Raw genomic sequence first — 23,508 nt, forward strand, 5'->3', positions numbered from 1 at the left:
AGAGCGGCCGCCTGCCCCCCTGTCATGTCGTGATCAGTGCTCCCAGAAGCTGATCGCCGAGAGCTTCCCGCTGCCAGTTTTTGAGAATCCCCAACTCACCGAGCTGCGCCGCATTGACCGGGCATTCTTTTGCCAGGGCTTCCAGCTGTGCATTGTTAACCAGAATGCCGGGATCCATGGCAAGCTGGCCGGCCATGTCGGCACGCACGGTTTTCAGTTTTTTGAGCCGCTCCTCCAGGGCAGGGTCACGCTCACGGCGCTCGCCCCGCGGATAAACCGGCCACTGTTCCCTGGGCATATCCAGGGCCTTGCCTACCGCCCCCAGCAGCACCCGACCGTAACGCTCCGCCAGCCGGGCCGAAAAGCCTTCGATTCCTTCCGCATCCTGCAGATTGCGCGGCAGCCGCTGGGCAAATCCGAGCAGTGTCTTGTTGCCGATGATTTTGAATGGGGGACGGTCGCGGCGGCAGGCTTCCCCGTCGCGCCACTGCAGCAGCTCCTCCAGCGCGGCGAGTTGCCTGCGATCCAGCAACCCCGCCCCCTTGACCCGTAAAAACAGCGGGCCGCTGTTTTCGGAAGGGCGTACCTGTTCGAGCAGGGCAAATTCCTCCTCGGCCCAGTTCAGTCGCCCCATCTGCCGCAGCCGCTGTTCGAGGATTGCCGCCAAACGATGCAGATGACAGGTATCCTCCATGGCATAGCGGACCATGCCTTCCTCGAGAGGGCGCTGGGACCAGTCGGCACGCTGATAACGCTTGTCCAGATGAATGTCGAGGTGTTTGGCCAGCACGTCGGCCAGGCCGACACGCTCCTCGCCGAGCATCTGGCTGGCGATCATGGTGTCGAAGAGACCGCGAACCTCCATGCCGAAATCGCGGTACAGGCAGCGAATATCGTAATCCGCGGCGTGGAAAATCTTGCCAATGGCGGGATCGGCAAGAACCGGCGCCAAAGGCGACAGGTCTTTTACGGCCAACGGGTCGACCAGCACCGTCCGCGTCGGGGTGGAGATCTGCAGCAGACAGACCTTTTCCTGGTAGGAATGCAGGGAGTCCGCTTCGAGATCGACGGCTATGACAGGTTCCGACCGCAGGTCCCGCACCAGCCGGACTATGGCCGCGTCATCCGTCAGGATGGGGGGCAACGACATGAAAACTCCTTGGTAGTTTGTGTGAATCAGCGCTGTGCGCCAGACGGCCCTGCCGGCCCCATGGGTCAGATGCCCGGCAAAACTTGCGCGGCATGGGGATCCTGCGAAATCGATAATGCCAGAGGCTTTTCCCTCAAAGCAAACCAAGGGCCTTTTTATGTGAACCGTGCAGCGGCAGGTCGGCAAGTTGCCGCGGCGTAACCCAACGGCGCTCCGCATCGGCAACCATTGTCCCGACGCTCCCCCGACAGGCAAACACAGACAATTCCACGCGAAAGTGACTGTAGGCATGGCGTATCGCTCCCGCCGGTTCCGGCTCGCCAGCCAGCCCCTCAGTAGCCATCAGCCGTCGGGCCGCCTCGTCGGCCGTGCGTCCCTCGGGCACGGCGGCCGACGGAAATTCCCACAATCCGCCGAGCATTCCGTCAAGGGGGCGTTTCTGCACCAGATAGCGCCCGCCGCAATCGATCAGCAGGGCCACCTGTTGCACCAGCGGCACGGTTCTGCGTTCTCCCCGTTCGGGGAAGTTATCCTGCTCACCCCGCCAGAAAGCCTGGCACAAGCCGGACAGCGGGCAGGTCTCGCAACGGGGATAACGCGGCATGCAGACCGTTGCCCCCAGGTCCATGATGGCCTGAGCGTAATCATGGGGATGGTGCTCGGGGGTGAAGACTTCGGCCCAGTGCCAGAGCTGTTTTTCCACCGGGCCGGAGCGGGGATTTCCCCGCAGGGCCAGCAACCGGCACAGCACGCGCCGCACATTGCCATCCAGAATCGGCGCCTTGCGATCAAAAGCGATGGAAACGATGGCACCAGCGGTCGAGCGCCCAACGCCTGGCAAAGCCATGACGGCTTCGAGCTGTTCCGGAAACCGTCCACCGAAATCGGCGACCACCTTGCGCGCGGCCTCGTGCAGGTGCCGGGCGCGACGGTAATAGCCAAGCCCGGCCCACAGTTCCAGCACCTGATCGAAGGATGCGGCAGCCAGTGCCTGCACCTCCGGGAAAGCCGCCAGAAATTTCTCGTAGTAGGGAACTACCGTCGTCACCCCGGTCTGCTGCAGCATGATTTCCGACAGCCAGATGCGGTACGGATCGCGGGTGCTGCGCCATGGCAGATGGCGGCCATGGGTCCCGTACCAGGCCAGCAGACGCTGGCCCACCTCCTCCGCGGCCCAGGGCAATTGCTGCATAGCGGCCCTTCTCAACCGATTTCGGCCAGTGCCGTCAGGGTCTTTTCCATATCCTCGCGGGTTCCGATGGAAATACGCAGCCCGTGGGACAGTATCGGATCGCTGAAATAACGCACCAGAATGCGCCGCTCGAACAGGCTGTCATAAATCCGCTTGGCATCGCGGTCCGGCGGCGTGGCAAAGACGAAGTTGCCATGGGACGGAATCACTTCCCAGCCCAGCACCCGCAGCTCGGCGGAGAACCAATCGCGGGTTTCGCGGATTCTGGTTACACACTGGCGGAAATAGTCCTGGTCGGCGAGGGCCGCCACACAGGCCGCCTGCGCCAGCCGGTCGAGATTGTAGTGGTCGCGGATCTTGTTCAGTGCGGCGATCACTTCCGGTCGGGCGATGGCCATCCCCAGCCGCATGCCGGCCAGCGAATAGCTCTTGGAAAAGGTACGCGTCACCACCACGTTGGGCAGACGCCGCACCAGGTCCAGAGAATTCTCTCTGGCAAAATCGGCATAAGCTTCATCGATCACCAGAACCCCGTCGATCCGCCCGGCCAACGCCTCGATGAACTCCTGAGGGTAACAGAAACCCAGCGGCGCGTTTGGATTGGCCAGAAAGAACAGTTTGCCGGCATAGCGCGCGGGGAAATCCTTCAGCGCCCATCCCTCATCGAGCAAAAAAGTCCGCACCCTGGCGCCCTGCACTTCAGCCAGCGTGCTGTAATAGGAATAAGACGGATGAACGTAGGCTATCTCGTCTCCCTCGCTGGCAAACGCACGAATCAGATTATTGAGCACCTCATCCGAACCGTTGGCCATGATGACCCAATCGGGGTCAAAACCATACAGGCGCGCAGCCTGCTCGCAACCGGCGCGGCTGGCCGCATCGGGGTACTTGCGCAGATTGTCGCCGACTTCGGCGAGAATCGCTTCGATGACCTTCGGCGACGGCGGATAAGGATTTTCATTGGTATTGAGCTTGATATACCGATGCTCGTCACGGGGCTGAAACCCGGGCACGTAGCCGGCCATTTCAGCGATATTTCTGCGCAAGGGAATCATGAGGTCTCCTGCCGGGTAAGATGAGTATCCGAAACCGATAACCTATAGGAAAATGCGGGAGGGTGCAAGAATGACGTTGTCATCCGTCACTTGCAGATCAGGATAGTTTTCAACCTTCCACTTTGCACTCCCGCATTACGCGAACCTCGAACCTCGAACCTCGAACCTCGAACCTCGAACCTCGAACCTCGAACCTCGAACCTCGAACCTTGAACCTTGAACCTTGAACCTTGAACCTTGAACCTTGAACCTTGAACCTTGAACCTCGAACCTCGAACCTTGAACCTTGAACCTCAGGCCTCGGGCCTCGGGCCTCGGACCTCGGACCTCAGAAGTATTCTTCGAGAATGTCGTAGCCCGTGGTGCGCCGGGCCGGGATAAATCCGGCCTCCCGTATCAGGGCGAGCAATTCCTCCCGGTCGAGGCGAAAACGGGCGCCAGCGGCGGCAACGACGTTCTCCTCAAGCATGGTGCCGCCCAGGTCGTTGGCGCCGAAGAACAGCGCCACCTGCGCCATTTTGCCGCCCTGGGTGACCCAGCTGGCCTGGAGATTGGGGATGTTGTGCAGCACCAGACGGGAAACGGCCAGCACCCGCAGGTAGTCCATGCCGGTGGCTTGCTCGCCGCCGAGCTCGGTATTGCCGGGCTGGTAGGACCAGGGGATAAAAGCGCTGAAGCCGCCGGTACGCTGCTGCAGAGCGCGAACCCGCAACAGGTGAGTAACAAGGTCTTCATCCGTTTCTCCAATACCGAACACCATGGTCGCGGTTCCCGGCAGGCCCAGACGGTGGGCCGTTTCCATAACCCCGACCCAGACGCGCCAGCTGATCTTGTCCGGCGAGACGCGCCGGCGCACCCGGTCGACCAGAATCTCGGCGCCGCCGCCCGGCAGAGAGGCCAGGCCAGCCGCCTTCAGCCGCAGCAGGCAGGTCTCCACCGACAACTCCGACTGCGCCGCCAGGTGAACTACCTCCGCGGGGGACAGGGAATGGATCTGCACCTGCGGAAAATGTCGCCGCAGGCTGCGAAACAGCTCCTCGAACCACGCGATACGCAACTCGGGATGCAGGCCGCCCTGCAACAGCAACTGGGTACCGCCAGAGGCCGCCAGTTCGGCAACCTTGTCGAGTATCTCCTGGTGGGAAAGCAGATAGGCATCGGCATGATCCGGTTTCCGGTAAAAGGCGCAGAAGCGGCAGCCGGTCACGCAAATGTTGGTGTAATTGACATTGCGGTCGACAACAAAAGTTACGCGACCCTGCGGATGCAACCGGCGGCGCATGGCGGCGGCCAGCCGCCCTGCCTCCAACAAGTCGGCCCGGCGCAACAGAAACAGGGCGTCCTGGCAATTGAGTTCCCGGCCGCTTTCGAGCTTCCCGGCAATGGTCTTCAACATGCGTCCGGCTCCCGCTTCAGTTCCCGGTACAGGCTGTCGCGCTCCACCGGGATACGGCCGGCTTTGCGGATCAGCCGCACCAGGCCCTCCCGGCTCAAGGCCTGGGGCGAAACGGCGCCGGCCCGGTGGCCGATCTGCTCCTCCACTACCGTGCCGTCCAGATCGTTGACGCCAAACGCGAGGGACACCTGGGCCAGTTTGACACCAAGCATCACCCAGTACGCCTTGATATGAGGAATATTGTCGAGAAACAGCCGTGCCACCGCCAGGGTTTTGAGGATATCCACCCCGCCCGGACCCCGCACCCCGTCGAGCCGCGTCGCCCTGTCCTGAAACGGCAAAGCCACAAAGGCCTGGAATCCGCCCGTTTCGTCCTGCAGGGCGCGCAGGCGGGCCATATGCCCGATGCGTTCGGCGGGTGTCTCCAGGTGACCAAACAGCATGGTGGCATTGGAACGCAGGCCGGACCGATGGACCATGCCCATAACCTCCAGCCAGCGATCGCCTGAAATTTTTTCCGGACAGAGTTGCAACCTGGCCCGTTCGGCAAAGATCTCGGCACCGCCGCCGGGCAGGGATTGCAGCCCCGCCGCCCGCAGACGGTCGATAACCTCTTCCAGCGGCAATTGCGCAACGGTAGCGAAATGCGCGAGTTCCACAGCGGTAAAGGCCTTGATATGCAGACCCGGGCCGGACTTGTGAATGGTACGCAGCATCTCTTCGTAAAATTCCAGCGGCAGGTGCGGATGCAGCCCTCCCACCACGTGCACCTCGGTCGCTCCTGCGGCCGCTGCGGCTGCGGCCCGCGCCGCAACTTCCTCGAGGTCAAGACTATAACCGTCCACGTCCCCTTCATCGCGCCGGAAGGCACAGAAAGCACAGCGGTTCACGCACAGGTTGGTGTAATTGATATGCCGGTTGACATTGAAGTACACCCTGTTGCCGTGCATTCGATGGTTGGCCAGAGCCGCCAATCGGCCAACGGCCAGCAAATCCGGGCACTGCAACAAAAAACCGGCCTCGGCTTCACCGAGACGCATGCCGGCATCGACTTTTGCCGCGATTTCGGGCAGAGACATCATGATGCGTCATCCCCCAGCGCCGGAACAACCGGTGACCGATGCCGAGACCGTCGAGCACCTTGCCGACCATAAAATCGATCAGCTCCGCCATACTTTGCGGTTGCCCGTAAAAGGCCGGCATCGCCGGCACAATACGCGCCCCGGCACGGGACAGGTGCAGCAGGTTACGCAGATGGATGGTCGACAGCGGCGTTTCGCGAGGCACCAGCAGCAGCGTGTGCCCCTCCTTGAGAGCGACGTCGGCAGAACGCTCGATGAGGTTGCCGCTGATACCGGCCGCCAGGCGTCCGACCGTCCCCATGGAACAGGGCATGACCACCATCGCCATCGGTGCGGCGGAGCCGCTGGCAGGCGGTGCGAACATGTCGTTTTCATCGTAATGCTCAAGGGCTTCGCCGCAACCGAAATGCCTGCGCATTTTTTCCCGCCGTTCTTCAACGCTGCCCTGCCAATCGAGACCGGTTTCATGCTTCACCACCTGCCTTCCCGAGCGGCTCAAAAGCAGGGTTACACGGTATTGCGACGCCAGCAGTTCTTCAACCAGCCGCAGTCCGTACACTGCGCCGGAAGCACCGGTTATGGCCACAAGGATCTGCCGCATATAAACAACCCCTTCCATGGAAACATCCGTGCTGCCAAAAATCCTTAATAACGACCACGCATCTCATCTGCGGCCTGTGATTGCCAACAATTTTACGGCCTGTCTGCCCGGCTGACACAAGAAGCCCCCGGCACTCGCCCAGCGCCCCTGAAAAAACCGCGGGCAGCGCCCCCACATTGAGGCTTATGCCCTCCATACCTGCATCAAAACATCCCCAAGAGCAAAAACAAACAACAACACGCTGATCAGCCCGTTCATGGTGAAAAAAGCCTGATTCAATCGGCTCAGATCATCCGCCCGCACCAGACAATGTTCCCATGCCAGCAGAACGGCCGTCACCAGCACACCGCACAGAAAAATCCCCCCAAACCGCCACCGGCAGCGACTCCGAGCAACAGCGGCAGCACCAGGGCATGGAGCAGACGCGCCAGCTGCAGGGCGCGGCGCGTGCCGAGGCGCACCGGCAGCGAATGCAGACCAACCTGGCGATCGTGCCCTTCGTCCTGCAACGCGTAAAGAATATCGAAACCCGCCACCCACAGCAAAACGGCGCCCCCCAACAGCACTACCGGCCAGCGCACATCGCCACGCAAGGCGATCCACGCCCCGACCGGGGCCGCGCCGAGGCACATCCCCAGCACCGCATGGCACAGACTGGTAAATCGTTTGCAGTAGGGGTAAAGAACGAACAGGGCGATAACAGCCGGAGCCAGCGTCAGACAGAGTGGATTGAGCATGCCGGCCGCTACCAAAAACGCGGCGAAGGATCCCGCGACCAACAACCAGGCGCTGCGGCGCGAAACCCTTCCGGCAGGGATATGGCGTCCGCGGGTGCGCGGGTTTTCGGCATCGAGCCGGGCATCGATGATGCGGTTGAGACCCATGGCGCCGGAGCGGGCCCCGACCATGGCCACGCAAATCCAGCCCAGTTGCCCGGGAGTCGGCCATTGATCGCTGGCCAATACCGCCAGCAGAGCGCCCAGCAACGCAAAGGGAAAGGCAAAAACCGAGTGGGAAAATGCGATCATTTCCAGCAGGGCATGGATATAACCCAGTTTTTTTCGGAAAATTTGCAAGCAGCGCCCCCCTCCGGACGGATATCATGACTCGAGGAGCGGATTATACCCCGCAGGAGGGGAAAGATAAAGGGCAAGGGGCAAGCGCTTCAGATACAGACGTCAACAAACAAACGCGGGCACTTATCGATTACCTGCACGCCGATTATTACATCAGCTAAACGGCATGATGCTGCATTCGCATCGCCTCGGCGGCATTGGCCGCCTCGCAGAGAAAATAGGCACCTCCTTCGTACAGAAGATCGTTTTTCAATTGATTGCCGATCATCTCCCAGCAGGGGAAACCCCGCGGCACCAGAGCCTTGCCGTACCGGCGAGCAAGGGCTTCGGCGTGGAAGTTGCCGATGATAAGATCGTATTCGGACTGCAGTTTTTCCGCGTCCTCCAGATCTCCGACCACGACCCGTTCCGCTTCGATGCGACCAAGCTGCGGCGAATCGACGCTTGACAGAACGAGGCCGATACGCGCCCCGGCCTCGGTCAGGGACTGACAGGCACCGGCCAGAAAATCAGGTTCTCCAGTGACCATGATCCGGGTCTGCCCCAGGGCAAAATGGCTGTCGAGCATGACGTCCTGCAGACGCTTGCGCCAGCGTACCACCGTTGGTGACGGCTGTTGCAATCCGGCATAATCCATCAATTTTTCCACCAGGTTATCTGTTGCCACCAGCCCCTGCACATGATCGAGGTGCATATGCCGCATAGCGGGGTTTTTCTTCAACAGGGCCGCGGCGCTGAATTTCACTGACTCGCCGATAGAGATAACCGCCCCGGCCTCCGCCAGGGAGAAGATCTCGTCGACGGTGACACCGCCGCTGCTCAAGGCGCCCTGTTTATGGCCCAGGTGGCCATCCAGGGCGGTGGACAGATCCGGCAGAGCGACGACCTGCAGGCCGAACGATCCGATAAACTCCTTGAGTTTTTCCACCTCGATCGGCTGCATGGAAATATGCGGCAACAATACCACTTTGTCGGACCGGAGCTCCGACCGGTCTTCCACCAGCTGCTCGATCATGGCTGTGACGGTTTTACCCCATCCACTCTCCAGTCCGCCTTCAAAGTCGGCAGTGTGCACATGAACGATGGGGAATTTGATCTGCTTGGCGGCGCCACGGATATCGTCCCCCTTGGTTTCGGTGATGCCGGTGGAATGCAGCCCGATGAGGCTGGGGGTGACCTTTCTGGTGATATTGTGCACCGCCTCGACGATGCTGCCATCACCGCCATCGAGCACCGCGGCAACGTCGGTGACGGCGGTGGTCTGAATAGCGATCGGCTCACAGAAATGGCGTGTAAAGAACACCTTCGTAAAAGAAGTGCAACCCATGCCACCGTGCATCAGCGGCATGCAACGGTCGACCCCGAGAAACGCGAGGGCGGCACCCATGGGCTGTGACAGGCGGATCGGGTTGATTTCCAACGGTTTTTCTCTGTGGCGGTTCAGTTCTCCCATGGGGCCCTCCGTGCGACATTTTTAAACACTGGATTTTCCAGTGCGTTCTTCAGATCCTCGGCAAGGTTGAGCAAGCCTTGGTAACCGCCGTAACTTTTCTTTTTCTCCTGGTTGACATCGGCGAAGGCAATTTTTTTCTTGATAGCCGTATAAAGGCTGCGCCCGCCGGCCAGCAGCAGGTCGGCACCGGTTTCGTCGATGATCCTGGCCTGCTGAGAGCCCGGATCAGTCATCAGCACCGCCTGTTCTCCCAGATACCGACGTGCCTTTTCCTTGTCCGCCTCGGTGGATTTGCGAACCGAGGTCGCCACTACTTCGAAACCCAGGTCCTGCAGAGCCGAAGCGATAGACCAGGATTTGTTGCCACCGGTATTCAACACAGCCTTTCTGCCATGAAAAATCTTCCGGAAGGGCGCCAGCCGCGCCTGCAACCGGGCCTCTTCGCATGCAATGAGCTGCCTGGTACGGGTGATCAGATCCGCATCCCCCAGCGCTTCGGCTATGGCCAGGATCGCGGCGCTTGTGTCGCGCTTGCCGTAAAACGAAACGGAGATAAAAGGAATGCCGTAACGCTCCTGCATCTTGCGCGGCATCGAAACCAGCGACTTGGCACACACCAGCACATTGAGGCGAGCACGATGGGCGGTGCGGATACGGGCTATCCGCCCGTCACCGCTGAGGGTGGAAAGCACCCGGATCCCGAGCTTTTCGAGCAGCGGAGTATATTGCCACATATCGCCGGTGACGTTGTATTCGCCGATCAGGTTGATATCGAAAGGGGTGATTTCCGCCGGTTCAAGGGTGCCGACAAGATGGGTCAGCACCGCTTCGCCGGCCAGCCGGCTGCCAAGGTTCTTGCTGCCGACAAAGCCCGGAGCATGCACCGGTATCATGGGTATGCCATGGTCCTGCTGCGCCTGTCGGCAGACCGCGTCAATGTCGTCGCCGATCATCGCCGTAACGCAGGTACTGTAGACAAACACCGCCTGAGGCGCGTACTGCGCTACGATGTAATCGATCGATGCCCGCAGCTTCGCCTCGCCGCCGAAAACCACGTCGTTGCTGCAGACACCGGTGGTGAGACCCATCTGCGTCATGTCCCGCCCCGGCCAGCTCGTATGGCTGAGGCGGGTCTGCCAGGAAGCGCCGATGCAGGTTATCGGGCCGTGCACCAGATGGGCGGCGTCGGCATAGGGGAATAGCGTTATCTGCGCCCCTTCAAAAGCGCAGCCGCCGCTGGTGGCGCCGGGCACCGTCACATGGCAACCGGCCTTTCTGGTGCTGTTATGCGCGCAGGCGCTCTCGTCGAGCAGTTCACGAATTTTGGGTTTGGTTGCCAAGGCCTGATTCCTTTTCGTAACACAGAAAAAACCGGAAGGGGTCGTTGGACGTCTTCAGGGAAGCAAACAGCAATATCCCTGCCAGCATGAAACCCCCACATTCAGGCCGTTACCAATGAACAAAAGAGATAAAATGCGGATAAAATGACAGGCCGTGACGTTTTTTCAGGCAGATAAAGCGTGCAAAAACGGGGTGATGATTTTTTGATGTTGATCTATCCATCGCATGTCAACACAAGCACAAAAACCGGCACGGCCGGCTGATGGTCAGCCGGCCGCAACAAATGACAAGCAAAAATCCTGGGACATCCCCTTTTTCTCAGCGGCTGCGCTGCCGGGCGCCAAACCCACCAGGCTGAGAGCCCGATCCCTGCTGACGCGTCCGGTTGACGGAACGCTCTGCCTGCCGGGTTGCGCGCTCCTGCCCGGCAGAAGGGGAACGCTGATCGGTTCGGGGGCTGCGCCGCTCGGCTTTGAAACCTTGCTGACGCTGCTCGATTCCGCTCTGGCGGGAGCCCTGGTTCTGCTGCCTGACCGGGGTACGATAATGCCTATCCGTGCCCGCCTGATCCGGGGCGATGACCGGTCGGCGGTAAGAAGTGCGGTGCTGCTCGGATCGTTGCTGCCTCTCCGGCGAGCGGTATATGTTCGGCTCACGACGCTGAACAGGCTGGCGTAACTCCGGGGACCTGCGGGGTGCCTGCCTTACAGGCTCCTGCCTGTGGTATGTCCGGCGCCGGTCATAGCGTTCCCTGTGCGCCGGCGCCGGCACGGAAACGCGATGACGGTAATGTTCGGTCGGCCGGTAATACCAGCGGTGACGCTCGAAAAAACGCGACCCCATATAAACCCGGGAACGGATATGCACCGGGTGACGATAGCGGAAGCGTGGACCATCCAGATAATAGAGCCCGTAGTGCAGATGTCCGCTTCGATAAATGTAACTGAAGCTCAGATAGATATTGAAGGGATAGTAAAAACTCGACGGATAGTAGTAATAGGCACTCGGGTAATAAGGATAGTACCCATAGGCATAAGACGCCGGAGGCGAAACTACATAAACGTCGGTTTGCGGGGGCGGGTCCTGAACACCGTCATTGCTGTCCGCGACAATCTGCCATGAACCGTCGGCCTGGCGGCAAGCTGTTCCGAAGCCCTGCTCCTCTCGGCCCCCAATCACGATGGTGGTAACGAATTCACGGCACGGCTGTCCTGCTTCGTTGGTATAAGTCTGCAACGGCACCACCGAACCGGAATGCCCCGTATCCGGGTTGACCCACTGCGCGACCTCGTTGGCGGGATTGTTTTCCAGAGAATACTGCAGAGTGTCCGACATGGCCAGCTGCTCCGACTGGTGAAGACCTTCGGCGGGCTGGCCGAAACTTGCGGTGGCGCTGCCTGCAATCGCCAGCACAATAGCCAATAGTGATGCCTTCCTTAACATAACCGACCTCCCCGGCGCCCCTGAACTATCCAACCTTGCCCGAGCCTGTTGATGACGGGTGATTTCCCGCGCAGGGCCTGTCCCGGTTCGCGAAAAACGCCCCTGATGCTTTGCTCTTTTCTTTAAGACGCATTTTCCACCGATCGGTTTACAATCCCCGACAAAAAAACGGGCGGAGAGGTCAGCCCTCTTCCGCCCGTTTTAACCGGCAGACAAACTCCAGACAGCCCTTTATTACCGAGGCCCGTTCCAAAACCAAACAGCGTAAGGTATTCGACGGCAAACCAGGGGGTTTGTCTGATCAGCTACAGGAATTTTCATTTTTGCGGTAACGGATCACGTGCACATTCTCCAGGGTGACCATGCCGCCGGACATCATATCGTCGATACGAGGCATGATAGCCTTGATTTTCTCCGGGGTGTCGACCACCTCGACAATCACCGGAAGATCGGCGGAAAAGCGCAGCAGCTTGTCGGTATGGGTTACGCTGTGGCAGCCAAACCCCATAATGCCCTTGATCACCGTCGCGCCGGCAAAACCCTCGCGGCGCAACATCTCGACAAGCGCCTCATGCAGGGGCTGGGATTTCCAGCGATCACTCTCACCGATGAAAACCCGCATTAACGTCTGTTCTCCTTCGAGCTTCATATGCCAATCTCCCCTCATTGCTTTTCGTAAGCATCATATCTGCCGCGCCAGCCATATTCCGAGCGCGGCAAACAGCACAGATACAATAACATTCAACAGGATATTCGCACCGGCGGCAATAACACTGCCATCTTCGAGCAAACGCACTGTTTCGTAGGAAAAGGTTGAAAAAGTTGTGAATCCGCCCATAAAGCCCGTGGTAATGCCCATGCGCAGCTCAGCCGGAAGCACCGCACTGCGCAAGCCACCCTCCATGATCAGGCCAAGCAGCAGCGAACCGATCATATTGACAGCCAGCGTTCCGTAGGGCAGCCCCCTCCCCACCAGCGCATAAACCCAGCCGGAAACCAGATACCGCGATATGCAGCCACACGCACCGAAAACAGCTATAAAAACTACTTGCATTACACCCTCCCTGAATATGACATATCAATCCTGATCAGACCCGCTGCCGGCCAATTATTCCGCGCAACCATGAAAATTGTCAATTTTTTCCTGTGGCAGCCGCAAACAATTGTCAAGACCAAAAAGCCGCCGACCATCATGCGGCGCTTTATCCTTCGGAATGGCGGCGCGCCTTTCCCAAACCGGCGTTCAACTGCTAAACTGGTTTTTATCCGGAAACGGTTCTTTTTCCATACGAAAATTGCGTTGTGCCCATTGGAATTTTCCGGCTGAACGCCAAACCGGCACCCCTGAATCCACGGAAGGAGGCTTAACGATGCATGAGGCGATGCTTTACGACAAAATGCCGGATAACCGGGTACGCTGCCGCCTGTGCGCGCACCGCTGCATCATAGACGACGGCCACCGGGGAATCTGCCAGGTCCGGGAAAATCGCGAAGGAGTTCTCTGCACCCTGGTGTACGGCCGCACCATCAGTCAGTCGGTCGACCCGATAGAAAAAAAACCGCTGTTTCACTTTTATCCGGGGTCCCGGTCTTTTTCCATCGCTACCCCGGGGTGCAATTTCCGCTGCGCCTGGTGCCAGAACTGGGAGATCTCCCAGATGCCCCGCGAACGGCACCTCATCGGTGGACATCCCGCCACGCCGGACCAACTCGTCGAAGAAGCCAGGCGCACCGGCTGCCGTTCCATCGCCTATACCTACACCGAACCGACGGTCTTCTTCGAGTACGCCCAGGATACCGCCCGCCTGGCCAGGGCCGCCGGCCTGGGCAATGTTTTTGTCACCAATGGCTACATGACCTGCGAAACACTGGATATCGCCGCCTCCTGGCTCGATGCCGCCAATGTTGACCTGAAAGCGTTCCGGGACGCGACCTACCGCCGCCACATCGGCGCCAGACTGCAGCCGGTACTCGACAGTCTGAAAAAAATGAAGGATCTCGGCATCTGGCTCGAAGTGACTACCCTGGTCATGCCGGGGCTTAACGACGATCCGGCGGAACTCAGGGAGCTGGTCGAGTACATTGTCCGGGAGCTGGGTTGCGACACTCCCTGGCACATCAGCCGCTTTTTCCCCGGATACCGGATGCGCGATGTACCGCCAACGCCGGTCGCCACCTTGCGCCAGGCGGAGGAAATCGGCCGCACCGCGGGCCTGCGCTACATCTACCTGGGCAACGTGGCGGAAAGCGCCGACACCTTGTGCCCCGGCTGCGGCAGGGAGCTGATCCGCCGCCTCGGGTTCCAGGTAGCGGAAAACGCCATCCCGCGGAATGGGTGTTGCCCGGCCTGCGGCGAAACCGTGGCGGGGGTCGGCATGGCCGGAATGGATTAGGCAGGTCAGGCGATCTTGATGGTCTTGTACAAAAAGTTCTTGAACTTGTAGAACAGCCGGCGGTCATCACCCTCGCCGTTGGCATGCTCACAGGCTCCTAGCATTTCCGCGATTTGCGGCATGCTGGCGGCGCCTTGTTTTTTCGCCAGTTCGACAACCTCGGTGACAACGTCGCGGGAAATGCGTTTTTCCGTAAAAGGGCCGTGCAGACCGGTCCAGAAGTCCTCCTTGCCACTTTTGATGCGGTCGAAAACATCCTGTGCCACCTGACTGGTCAGCTTGCGGGCGGCTGGTTCGTCAACATGCCGTCCCAACGAAGCCAGCACGCGGGCGATATCCGCCTCTTCGATGTTGCGCCCCTTGCGGAAAAACAGGGCCCGCACCAGGATGGTGCGCAGTTCGCGGATGTTGCCGACAAAGTGATGCCGTGCCAGCAACTGCTGGGCGGCGCGGCTCAGCGCCGGAGTTTCCTGTTCGGACTCGTCGGTTTTTTTGTAAACCTGGTGCAATTTGCCCAGAAAGTGCAGGGCCAGGTCGGGAATATCCTCGCGGCGCTCGTTGAGGGAGGGCACCTCCACGGATAGCTCCGAAAGCCGGTGATAAAGATCCTCGCGGAACCGCCCTTCCCGAATCAGCTGGCCGAGATCCTTGTTGGTGGCCGCCACCAGCAGTACCCGCGCATAACGGGTATGATTCTCCCCAAGGCGCACAAAACCGCCATTGTCCAGAAAGCGCAGCAGCTGCACCTGGGTTTTGGGGTCGGCGTCGCCGATCTCATCGAGAAATACCAGGCCGCCATGCGCTTCTTCGAGGATCCCCCTGCGGTCGGCGTGGGCGCCGGTAAAAGCGCCGCGTTTGTGCCCGAACAGCTCGGAATAGGTCAACTCCCCGCTGTAGGCGGCGATATTGGTCTTTTTTACCGGCAGCTCATTCTTGCCGCCGATATTCTGCTGATACATCTGGTTGAGGCGAGAATAGATATTGTTGAACAGAAACTCCTTGCCACTGCCGGTGTCCCCGGTGATGAGGATGGAAGGCAGCCCCAGGGTCGCCTCCTGCACTTCGCTGTTGAACCACATGGTGATACGATTGAACAGTGGTGGCGTAACCTTCTGGATGAATTCGACGATATCGCTCGCCTTGGCAGAATTGCCGATAATATTGCCAAGCTTGTAGGATGACACATTGGGATCCCGATAGCCGTAATCCCCGCCCAGGCGGCTGACTTCCCCGGTCAGTTTTTCGATGTAGAGCAGATCCGAAACATGGCGCGCGATCATGCGACTGATGATCTGCAGAATACGCTTGTGCTCGTCGGTGAAATAATACGGGCGCAGGCTGTCCATGCAGATGACGGCAATGACCTCGTCGTCACACACCACCGGAACGCCAAGTTCGCTTTTGATGATGTTGGTGACCTCGTGGTAGAAGCCGCCGGCATGTTTTTCCTCCATGGTATCGGCGACCATGTACGGCCGGCCGCTATGGGCGACATAGCCTGTCAGGCTGCGCTGCTCCGGGGGCAGATCGGTGCTGCCGATGCGCAGCGGCGGAATGTATTTTTTGAGGCGTTGTTTGCTCTTGGCGCCTATCAGCTTGCCATCCGGGTCTTCCACCACAAGCCAGCGCTGGCTCTGATCCTTTCGCACCAGGGCGATGCTGCCGGTATCGGCGCCGATAAGCTCGGTCGCCTTGGACAGCACCCGATTCAGGAAGGAAGGCAGACCCTGGAACTTCTCGTGCAGCAGATCGTTGATTTCCGACAGAACCTTGATTTCCACATGCTCGTCGCCGATTTCCTGGATGACCCGCTGGGCCATCTCCGCGTGGGCTTCGAGCAGTCCCTTCTCAAAATCGCTGAAACGGTGGGCTCCGCGGGTATAGTAGTTGACCAGGCAAATGACACGGCGGGTACGGGCATCATAACGCGGCACCACGTAAAGCGATTTTAGTCCGAGCTGTTCGGTCAGATAGCGCTTCTGCAGCATTTCCGAAGACAGGGTCGGGAAATAGAGTGGTTCAAGAAGAGTTTCGTCCACGATAACGCCGGCACTGCTGATGTAGCGGGACAACAGGGAAGTGCCGGGACCGAGGTTGACCATCGGCTGGTTTTCATAGGCCCGCTTGTCCTCCAGAACATCGGCGTAGGAAGCCAGAATCTGAAGACATTCCTCGCTGCTGTCGGGGCCAAGGGGGGTCGGCACCAGCACCGCGGCAAGGGCCAGCTTGTCGATGAGCTTGACGGCCGATTTGACCATGCACAATGCCGCTTCTTTCTTTTTCGCTTCGTCGACCCAGCGCGACAGCGCCAGTTGTTGATGATAAAGGCGGGCCTGGTCGATGGCGGCCGCCACCGCACCGTCAAGAAAACCGCGCAGCTGACGGGCCTGAGCGTCATTGAGCACCGCTCCGGGGCGGCTGGAGTCGACCGCCAGAACGCCTACGGCGCGACCGTGATGCATCAGAGGCAGGTGAAAGGTGGCGCGAATATCGAACAGGTCACCCAACTCGCGGACCGTAATGTTGTCGGCTGCGGACATATCCGGCATGTGCAGCTCTTCGTGGGTGTGGTAGACCAGGGATACGGGAAACTCGGTATTGTTGATGGGGAAAAACCTTGCCCGGATACGCTCGGCCTGGCGGCCGGTGGCCATGGCGCAACTCAGCGCCCCCCTGGTAAGGTCTTCGAGATAGATGCGAATGGTATTGCGGCCCGTAACAAGGTGCACCGCCTTGGCCAGCGCATGCAGGATATCGTCAAGGTCCTCCTTGCCGTAGATGAGAATTTTATCGGTGAGCAGCTTCAACTGGGCGTTTACAAAGGGGTCCATGATATCTCCGGCAGCGATTGAGTAAGGTTTTTACTCGGGGAGTATATCTTTTCGAGCATCTCCGTGTCAAAAGCCTCATTGCAAAGACGCGGCGCGGACGGTAACCGCCCGGAGCTCCCGCATCGGACAGAAAAGCCTTGCTCCGGACAGGTAAACATTGTATTCCCTATAGCCCGGTTCGGTCATGGAGGATCTTTTTCGACATCCTGGCCGGAAAATGGCACACGATTCATCGACAAAGGAGGATCCCATGGGTCTGTTATCCAATACGGTAAGTATCTGTCAGTTCAATGTGGTCGGCGAAACACCGCCGGAGGATTTCATCGAGTGGGCCGGCCGCTGCCTGGCCGGACAGGCTTTCCAGAGTATCGAGGGCAGCAGCGAGGAGCAATCCGTGGGATGGGTCCATCTGGACGACTTCGAATCCTGCGATTTCACTTCCCCCGAGGCGTATGCGCGGGACCACTATCTCACCTTCAGTCTGCGACGCGATCGCCGGCGCATTCCCGGCGGGCTGCTCAAGGCCCACCTGGAACGGGCCGAGCAGAAATTTCTTGCCGACCATCCCGGCCTGCAGCGGGTTCCCAAAAACAAGCGCGAGGAATTGCGCGAAGCGGTACGCGGCACCCTGCTTTCCCGCACCCTGCCGTCGCCGGCCACCTTCGACGCGGTCTGGGATACACGCAACGGCCGCCTGACGCTGACCACCCTCAATGGTCAGGTCATCGAACTGTTCGAAAATTTGTTCAAAACCTCCTTCGAAGGCTTGCGCCTGGTCGCGGTACATCCCATGGCCCGGGCAGAAGCGGTGCTTGACGAAAGCCTCAAGCCGGCATTCCAGAACCTCAACCGGGCAGTGAACGATGCCGTGCTCGACCAGATCAGGGACAACCTGTGGCTGGGGTGGGATTTTCTTCGCTGGCTGGTCGACCGCACCCTCCACTCCGGGTCCGAATACCGCGTCAGCCAGCCGGGACCGGCCCTCGACGGAGAGGGTTTCACCGCCTATCTCAACGACCGGCTGGTCCTGAGCGGCGGCAACGATGAAGGCACCCAGAAAATTACCGTCGCCGGCCCCCAGGACCATTTTGACGAAACCCTGGCGGCGCTCGAAACGGGCAAGGACATCGGAGAGGGAACCCTGTACCTCGAAAAAGGCGAACTGCAATGGAAACTGACTCTCAAGGGAGAATTGTTCCAGTTCGGCGGCTACCGCTGCCCTGCGGTCAAACTGGAAAAGGATGCGTTGACAGACGAAAGCAGTGAACGCCTGGCGGTCTTTTTTGAACGCATGTATGTCCTGGAAGAAGGCCTGCAACTGTTTGACAGCCTGTTGCGCGCATTTCTCGAAGCGCGCCTGTCGGAGCAGTGGTGCCCCCCTCTGACTGAGCCCCCTGCCGTCGGTTGATGGCAAACAGTACCCCGGCGGGATCCGTTTAAACGTGTCCCGCCGGACTCCGAAGGCTCTTTCCTGCCGGTTCCGCCGCCCCTCCAGCCGCTTTGGCTGCCTATAAAATACCAGAGACGAACGAGCAAGTACCCTTTACCACAAATGGTAGATTTTTATGTCTTTCTAATGTCGGAAATCAGGCGTATAAGTAATAAATCGTTTGCCGCCGACACCTTCCGCCTGATCCGCCGACAAAGGGATGACTTATTACCATGACCAAACCATCCATTTTTCAACGGCTCTTTTGCCATCTTCCCGACATGCTGGCCGTCATCGACCGCGATCATCGCCTGATCATGTGCAATTGGCGCAGCGGCTACGATTATGTCCCCGAAGAACAGCGGCAGGGGCGGCCGCGCTGCTATGAAGTTTTTTACCCCGGCCAGGGCAGGCCCTGTGATCCTTGCCATGCCATGGAGGTGTTCCGCAGCGGCAAGCCGCTGGTCACCGAAAAATACAACGCCCGTGTCGGCCACCTTGAAGTACGCTGCTTTCCGATCCACGATGAGCACGGCAAGCTGACCATGGTGGCGGAACAACTCTGCGATATCAACCAACGCAAAGCCGCGCTGGAAAACCTGGCCACCCGTGAAGCGCAGTACCGCACCCTGGTGGAAAGCCAGGTCGATCTGATCTGCCGCTGGCGACCCGACACCACCCTGACCTTCGTCAACGCCGCCTATTGCCGTTTTTTCGGGAAAACTCGCGAGCAGCTGATTGGCGCAAAATTTCTGGATATCACCCCCCCGAAGATGCGCCCTCCCGTCGAGGCTCATGCCGTGTCGCAGATGGAAAACCCGCGTGTGACAACGGTCGAGATCGAAATCTGCAACCCCGAGGGCGAGGTGCGCTGGCAGAGCTGGACCGACTGCCCCATTTTTGACGAACAGGGCCAACTCCTGGAGTTTCAGTCGGTGGGAAGGGACATCACCCAGGAAAAACACGCCCTTGAGCGCGTGCGTGAAAGTCAGACCCGGTACCGAAATTTTTTCGAAAACGACCTGACCGGAGATTTCATCGCAACCACCGACGGCTATCTCGTCGACTGCAATCCCGCCTTTTTGCGCATCTTCGGCTTCCCCTCCCGTGAACAGGCGATGAAAAAAAACCTGCTGGAACTGTTTTTTCAGGATGACAGGCCTGCCGAATTTTTCGACACGCTGCAGCAGCAGGGAAAAATGGAATACATCGATATTACCACCTGCAAATGCGATGGAACCCCTTTGCACCTGATTGCCAATCTGGTCGGTGAGTACGACGGGGATGGACAACTTAAAGCCGTCGAGGGGTTTCTTTTCGACAACACCGATCTCAAAAACCTGCAGAAGCAGTTTCTGCATGCCCAGAAGATGGAAGCCATGGGCCGACTTGCCGGCGGTGTGGCGCATGACTTCAACAATCTGCTGACGGTGATCAGCGGCTACAGCCAGTACCTGCTTCAGAAATACCCCGATGAAACCCTGCAGGGCTGTCTGGAGCAGATTGTCAAGGCCGGGGAACAGGCAGCCTCCCTGACCAGCCAACTGCTGGCTTTCAGCCGCCGGCAGGTGATGCAGACCAGGGAAATGGATCTCAATGCGGTCACCGCCGACATGCAGAAAATGCTGCGCCGCATCCTCGGGGCGGATGTCGAACTGGTGGTGATGCGCGACCCTCGGCTCGGGCTGATCAATGCCGACCGCGGCCAGATCGAGCAGGTGATTGTCAACCTGGCCGTCAATGCAAGGGATGCCATGCCCAACGGCGGTAAACTGACCATCGAGACCATCAATATCGAACTCGATGAAATCTACTCCAGCTGGCATGCCGGACTGGCTCCGGGCTATTACGTCATGATGTCGGTTACCGATACCGGCTGCGGCATGGATACCGAAACCATAAACCAGATCTTCGAGCCGTTCTTTACCACCAAGGAAACGGGCAAAGGCACCGGACTGGGTTTGTCCACGGTCTACGGCATTGTGCAGCAGAGCGGCGGGCATATTCATGTCTACAGCGAGCCGGGACTGGGCACCACCTTCAAGATCTACCTGCCCCGCATCGACAGCCCCTTACATGACACGACCCGCGAAACGGCCGCAAGCCCGGTTCAGAGGGGCACCGAAACCATCCTGCTGGTGGAAGACAACGAATCGGTGCGCGATCTCGCCCACATGGTACTGAAAGGCAACGGCTACAGAATCCTCGAGGCATCCGGCCCCCAGGAAGCCCTGAAAGTCTTCGACGGTCACGACGGTCACGTTCACCTGCTGCTGACCGACGTGGTCATGCCCGGCGGGAGCGGCCCCACCCTGGCCGAGGAACTGCGCAACCGCCAGCAGGACCTAAAGGTGCTCTATGTTTCCGGCTACCCCCAGGATACCCATGCCATCCGGGATCTCGACACGCAAAAGGGCGCCTTTCTGGCCAAGCCCTTCACGCCCGTTTCCCTCGGGCTGAAAGTCCGGGAAATCCTGGGCTGAACCCCTTTTCGGTTTCACCTTTCAAAAAAAACCGCCTAAATACATCCAGGCGGTTTTTTCAGGGAAACAGCAAATCACAGCTTATTGTTTTTGTCAGGCATCGCATTCGCTGATATCGCGGTCGATAATCTCCTGACCCTTTTCCACGCGTCGGCGGTTGGCGTCGCGCAGGCTGAAGACACATCCGCAGTATGGCTGCTGGTAAAATCCTTCACGGCGCGTCACTTCGAGCATGCGCTGCGCGCCACCCTGTTTTCGCCAATTCACCGGCCAGAAGCTCACTCCGGCATGCCGGGCGGCAACCGCATGGCCGGCGGCATTGACCTGCTCCAGATCCTTCCAGCGGGAAATGCCCAGGGTTGTGGCAAAAACCTCAAAACCGTGAAACTCCGCATATTCGGCCGTGGCCTCCAGGCGCATCCGGAAACAGGTCTGGCAGCGCTCGCCGCGCTCGGGTGTATCCTCAAGACCATCCACCGCACCGAACCAGGCCTCCGGAGCATAATCGGCATCCACAACCACCACGCCGAGTCTGGCCGCAAAGGCCTTCATCTCCTCCTTGCGCCTGAGATACTCGTCGCGCGGATGAATGTTCGGGTTGTAGAAAAACAGAAACACCTCGACGCCGGACCCGGTCAGTGTTTCCAGGATGCCCCCGGCACAGGGCGCGCAACAGCAGTGCAGCACCAGGCGGCGCGCGCCGCCGGGAATCCGAAGATCGCCAGAAGTTTTTCGATTTTCCAGAGTCACCGGACTCACCTCCGTTGGATGTCATGTCGGAAAACAGCCTCTGCCGACCAGTATATCCTCGGGGCGGGCTTCACACAAGCACCACGCCGGCCCGACGCGCCCTCCGACAAAACAACTCTTGACAACAGCTGGTATTTGGTTAATTGTACAAATACACAAGTTCCAGAAAGGAGAACGATTTGCCTAGCGAAAGTGAAAGGCTGCTGTTTTTCAGCGATTTTTTCAAGGCCCTCGCGCATCCCACCCGCATTCATCTTGTTGAAGATCTGGCGGAAGGCGAAAAATGCGTCTGCGACCTGGCCGCGAAAATCGACGCGGATATTTCAACCGTGTCACGCCACCTGCGCGAACTGCGCAATGTCGGTATTGTCGCCTGCGAAAAACGCGGCAATCAGGTTTTTTACCGCCTGCGCGCCCCCTGCATCCTCAATTTCCTGCAGTGCCTGTGCAGACTCGGCCAACAGCCCGCATCAGGCCGCAGACAAGGAGTCTGACCATGGATTGGAAAAAGGAATGGAAACCGCTGGCCTGGATCGTTGGCGGGTTCGTGCTCTGCTACTATCTGCCTGTCGACTGGCTGCGGGGTCTTGAGCGCCTGCAGAACGCAGTATGGGAATCCCTGTACCTGGTTCGCTGGTATGCCCGGGAGCATGTGCTGCTGTGCCTGGTGCCGGCTTTTTTTATCGCCGGCGCCGTCGGCGTTTTTGTCAGCCAGGCCTCGGTCATGAAATATCTCGGCGCCCGCGCCAACAAGGTGCTCGCCTATGGTGTCGCCTCCGTCTCCGGTGCAATACTGGCGGTTTGCTCCTGCACCATCCTGCCGCTGTTTGCCGGCATTTACCGCATGGGCGCCGGGCTTGGACCGGCCTGCGCCTTTCTCTACTCCGGCCCCGCCATCAATATCCTGGCCGTCATTCTGACGGCGCGGATCCTTGGGCCGGAACTCGGCATTGCCCGCGCCATCGGAGCGGTGCTGTTCAGTATTATCATCGGTCTGTGCATGCATCTGCTGTTCCGCCACGAAGAACTGGAAAAAAACCCTGCGAACATGGCCATGCCGGAACCGGAAGTGACCCGGCCGCTGTGGCAGAATGCAGTCTACTTCGCTGCGATGGTCGGTATCCTGGTATTTGCAAACTGGGGGCGACCGTCCTCCGAAACCGGCCTGTGGCATAGCATCTATGCGTCCAAATGGATGATCACGGCGGGTTTTGCCGCACTGCTGGGACTGATCCTGGTGCGCTGGTTCCAGCTTCGCTGGTGGAAAATCGCACTCGCAGCATTGCCGGTGGCGCTTCTGGCCCTGGCTTTTCCGGAAACCCCGGGCATTGCCTTCGTGGTCGGCATCCTCGAATTATCGTTCATCCTGCAGACCGAAGGAGAGGAAATGCGGGAGTGGTTCGATGTTTCCTGGGGATTCGCCAAGCAGATTCTGCCCCTGCTGCTGATCGGAGTGGTCATCGCCGGGGCGCTGCTCGGACAACCGGGATCCGAAGGCCTGATCCCCTCGGAATGGGTTGCGCGCTCGGTCGGCGGCAACTCGCTGAGCGCCAATTTGTTCGCGTCCGTGGCCGGTGCCTTCATGTATTTCGCCACCCTGACGGAGGTCCCGATTCTGGAAGGATTGCTCGGCTCCGGCATGGGCAAGGGTCCGGCCCTGGCCCTGCTGCTGGCCGGTCCGGCACTGAGCCTGCCGAACATGCTTGTAATCCGCAGCGTGATGGGGACCAAAAAAACCCTGGCATTTGTCACGCTGGTGGTGATCATGGCCACCGCAAGCGGTTTGATTTTCGGCACGTTCTGGGGCTGACCGGAATCGGGCCAAAGCAACGG

Annotated in this window: 20 protein-coding genes; 5 read left to right on the forward strand and 15 right to left on the reverse strand. The window is 59.4% G+C overall.

Features of this window, described 5'->3' with window-relative positions:
* Positions 1-22 precede the first annotated feature (22 nt).
* From A6070_RS14250 to crcB, 13 genes are all read right to left on the reverse strand, one after another.
* Positions 23-1,150: a ribonuclease D gene (locus A6070_RS14250; RefSeq protein ID WP_072286378.1), complete on the reverse strand. Its 1,128-nt coding sequence runs from the start codon at positions 1,148-1,150 to the stop codon at positions 23-25.
* 133 nt (positions 1,151-1,283) lie between these two features.
* Entirely contained in the window at positions 1,284-2,342 is a 1,059-nt protein-coding gene (mutY, locus tag A6070_RS14255; RefSeq protein WP_072286379.1) for an A/G-specific adenine glycosylase, read from the reverse strand.
* Positions 2,343-2,353: 11 nt separating this feature from the next.
* The gene (hisC, locus tag A6070_RS14260) at positions 2,354-3,397 is read right to left on the reverse strand and encodes a histidinol-phosphate transaminase (protein WP_072286380.1); all 1,044 of its coding nucleotides are present in this window, start codon (positions 3,395-3,397) and stop codon (positions 2,354-2,356) included.
* Positions 3,398-3,725: 328 nt separating this feature from the next.
* On the reverse strand, positions 3,726-4,793 hold the full coding sequence (gene mqnC, locus A6070_RS14270) for a cyclic dehypoxanthinyl futalosine synthase (protein WP_083558543.1): 1,068 nt from the start codon (positions 4,791-4,793) through the stop codon (positions 3,726-3,728).
* A complete protein-coding gene (gene mqnE, locus A6070_RS14275; RefSeq protein WP_145926378.1) occupies positions 4,787-5,875 on the reverse strand; it encodes an aminofutalosine synthase MqnE in 1,089 nt (362 codons plus the stop codon). Before mqnE ends, mqnC begins: the two co-directional genes overlap by 7 nt.
* Positions 5,820-6,494 carry a UbiX family flavin prenyltransferase gene (locus tag A6070_RS14280; RefSeq protein WP_072502109.1) on the reverse strand — a complete coding sequence of 225 codons (675 nt, stop codon included), beginning with the start codon at positions 6,492-6,494 and terminating at the stop codon, positions 5,820-5,822. The genes mqnE and A6070_RS14280 overlap by 56 nt, the downstream gene beginning before the upstream one ends.
* A gap of 165 nt (positions 6,495-6,659) precedes the next feature.
* Positions 6,660-6,821, reverse strand: coding sequence for a hypothetical protein (locus tag A6070_RS16595; protein WP_330220586.1), 162 nt, complete (start codon positions 6,819-6,821; stop codon positions 6,660-6,662).
* A complete protein-coding gene (locus tag A6070_RS14285; RefSeq protein WP_330220587.1) occupies positions 6,812-7,552 on the reverse strand; it encodes a UbiA-like polyprenyltransferase in 741 nt (246 codons plus the stop codon). The genes A6070_RS16595 and A6070_RS14285 overlap by 10 nt, the downstream gene beginning before the upstream one ends.
* 157 nt (positions 7,553-7,709) lie before the next feature.
* Positions 7,710-9,005, reverse strand: coding sequence for a nitrogenase iron-molybdenum cofactor biosynthesis protein NifN (gene nifN / locus A6070_RS14290; RefSeq protein WP_072286383.1), 1,296 nt, complete (start codon positions 9,003-9,005; stop codon positions 7,710-7,712).
* The gene (nifE, locus tag A6070_RS14295; RefSeq protein WP_072286384.1) at positions 8,993-10,345 is read right to left on the reverse strand and encodes a nitrogenase iron-molybdenum cofactor biosynthesis protein NifE; all 1,353 of its coding nucleotides are present in this window, start codon (positions 10,343-10,345) and stop codon (positions 8,993-8,995) included. The genes nifN and nifE overlap by 13 nt, the downstream gene beginning before the upstream one ends.
* A gap of 319 nt (positions 10,346-10,664) precedes the next feature.
* Positions 10,665-11,789 (reverse strand): RT0821/Lpp0805 family surface protein, encoded by a 1,125-nt coding sequence (locus A6070_RS14300; RefSeq protein ID WP_083558544.1) that lies wholly within the window; start codon positions 11,787-11,789, stop codon positions 10,665-10,667.
* Positions 11,790-12,090: 301 nt separating this feature from the next.
* A complete protein-coding gene (locus A6070_RS14305; RefSeq protein WP_072286386.1) occupies positions 12,091-12,438 on the reverse strand; it encodes a DUF190 domain-containing protein in 348 nt (115 codons plus the stop codon).
* Positions 12,439-12,471: 33 nt separating this feature from the next.
* Positions 12,472-12,843: a fluoride efflux transporter CrcB gene (gene crcB, locus A6070_RS14310; protein WP_072286387.1), complete on the reverse strand. Its 372-nt coding sequence runs from the start codon at positions 12,841-12,843 to the stop codon at positions 12,472-12,474.
* Positions 12,844-13,159: 316 nt separating this feature from the next.
* Here crcB and amrS point away from each other — a divergent pair, with 316 nt between their 5' ends.
* Positions 13,160-14,182, forward strand: coding sequence for an AmmeMemoRadiSam system radical SAM enzyme (gene amrS, locus A6070_RS14315; RefSeq protein WP_072286388.1), 1,023 nt, complete (start codon positions 13,160-13,162; stop codon positions 14,180-14,182).
* A gap of 5 nt (positions 14,183-14,187) precedes the next feature.
* Here amrS and A6070_RS14320 read toward each other — a convergent pair whose 3' ends face one another.
* Entirely contained in the window at positions 14,188-17,013 is a 2,826-nt protein-coding gene (locus A6070_RS14320) for a GPMC system transcriptional regulator (RefSeq protein WP_072286389.1), read from the reverse strand.
* A gap of 250 nt (positions 17,014-17,263) precedes the next feature.
* Between A6070_RS14320 and rdgC the strand changes: the two genes are divergently transcribed.
* A complete protein-coding gene (rdgC, locus tag A6070_RS14325; RefSeq protein WP_072286390.1) occupies positions 17,264-18,421 on the forward strand; it encodes a recombination-associated protein RdgC in 1,158 nt (385 codons plus the stop codon).
* 254 nt (positions 18,422-18,675) lie between these two features.
* Positions 18,676-20,925, forward strand: a complete 2,250-nt coding sequence (locus tag A6070_RS14330) for a hybrid sensor histidine kinase/response regulator (protein WP_072502110.1) — start codon at positions 18,676-18,678, stop codon at positions 20,923-20,925.
* Between the two features lie 93 nt (positions 20,926-21,018).
* Here A6070_RS14330 and A6070_RS14335 read toward each other — a convergent pair whose 3' ends face one another.
* On the reverse strand, positions 21,019-21,675 hold the full coding sequence (locus A6070_RS14335; protein WP_235605475.1) for an epoxyqueuosine reductase QueH: 657 nt from the start codon (positions 21,673-21,675) through the stop codon (positions 21,019-21,021).
* A gap of 179 nt (positions 21,676-21,854) precedes the next feature.
* Between A6070_RS14335 and A6070_RS14340 the strand changes: the two genes are divergently transcribed.
* Entirely contained in the window at positions 21,855-22,169 is a 315-nt protein-coding gene (locus tag A6070_RS14340; RefSeq protein WP_072286393.1) for an ArsR/SmtB family transcription factor, read from the forward strand.
* A 2-nt stretch (positions 22,170-22,171) separates the two neighbouring features.
* A complete protein-coding gene (locus A6070_RS14345) occupies positions 22,172-23,485 on the forward strand; it encodes a permease (RefSeq protein ID WP_072286394.1) in 1,314 nt (437 codons plus the stop codon).
* Positions 23,486-23,508 lie beyond the last annotated feature (23 nt).

Source organism: Syntrophotalea acetylenica (assembly GCF_001888165.1).
GTDB lineage: Bacteria > Desulfobacterota > Desulfuromonadia > Desulfuromonadales > Syntrophotaleaceae > Syntrophotalea > Syntrophotalea acetylenica.

Coding starts and splice junctions, on each gene's coding strand:
- rdgC (WP_072286390.1), top strand. CDS start 17,264: ATGGGTCTGTTATCCAATACGGTAAGTATCTGTCAGTTCAATGTGGTC.
- A6070_RS14345 (WP_072286394.1), top strand. CDS start 22,172: ATGGATTGGAAAAAGGAATGGAAACCGCTGGCCTGGATCGTTGGCGGG.
- mqnC (WP_083558543.1), bottom strand. CDS start 4,793: ATGTTGAAGACCATTGCCGGGAAGCTCGAAAGCGGCCGGGAACTCAAT.
- mqnE (WP_145926378.1), bottom strand. CDS start 5,875: ATGATGTCTCTGCCCGAAATCGCGGCAAAAGTCGATGCCGGCATGCGT.
- A6070_RS14250 (WP_072286378.1), bottom strand. CDS start 1,150: ATGTCGTTGCCCCCCATCCTGACGGATGACGCGGCCATAGTCCGGCTG.
- A6070_RS14280 (WP_072502109.1), bottom strand. CDS start 6,494: ATGGAAGGGGTTGTTTATATGCGGCAGATCCTTGTGGCCATAACCGGT.
- A6070_RS14320 (WP_072286389.1), bottom strand. CDS start 17,013: ATGGACCCCTTTGTAAACGCCCAGTTGAAGCTGCTCACCGATAAAATT.
- A6070_RS14330 (WP_072502110.1), top strand. CDS start 18,676: ATGACCAAACCATCCATTTTTCAACGGCTCTTTTGCCATCTTCCCGAC.
- A6070_RS14305 (WP_072286386.1), bottom strand. CDS start 12,438: ATGAAGCTCGAAGGAGAACAGACGTTAATGCGGGTTTTCATCGGTGAG.
- crcB (WP_072286387.1), bottom strand. CDS start 12,843: ATGCAAGTAGTTTTTATAGCTGTTTTCGGTGCGTGTGGCTGCATATCG.
- mutY (WP_072286379.1), bottom strand. CDS start 2,342: ATGCAGCAATTGCCCTGGGCCGCGGAGGAGGTGGGCCAGCGTCTGCTG.
- hisC (WP_072286380.1), bottom strand. CDS start 3,397: ATGATTCCCTTGCGCAGAAATATCGCTGAAATGGCCGGCTACGTGCCC.
- nifN (WP_072286383.1), bottom strand. CDS start 9,005: ATGGGAGAACTGAACCGCCACAGAGAAAAACCGTTGGAAATCAACCCG.
- A6070_RS14300 (WP_083558544.1), bottom strand. CDS start 11,789: ATGTTAAGGAAGGCATCACTATTGGCTATTGTGCTGGCGATTGCAGGC.
- amrS (WP_072286388.1), top strand. CDS start 13,160: ATGCATGAGGCGATGCTTTACGACAAAATGCCGGATAACCGGGTACGC.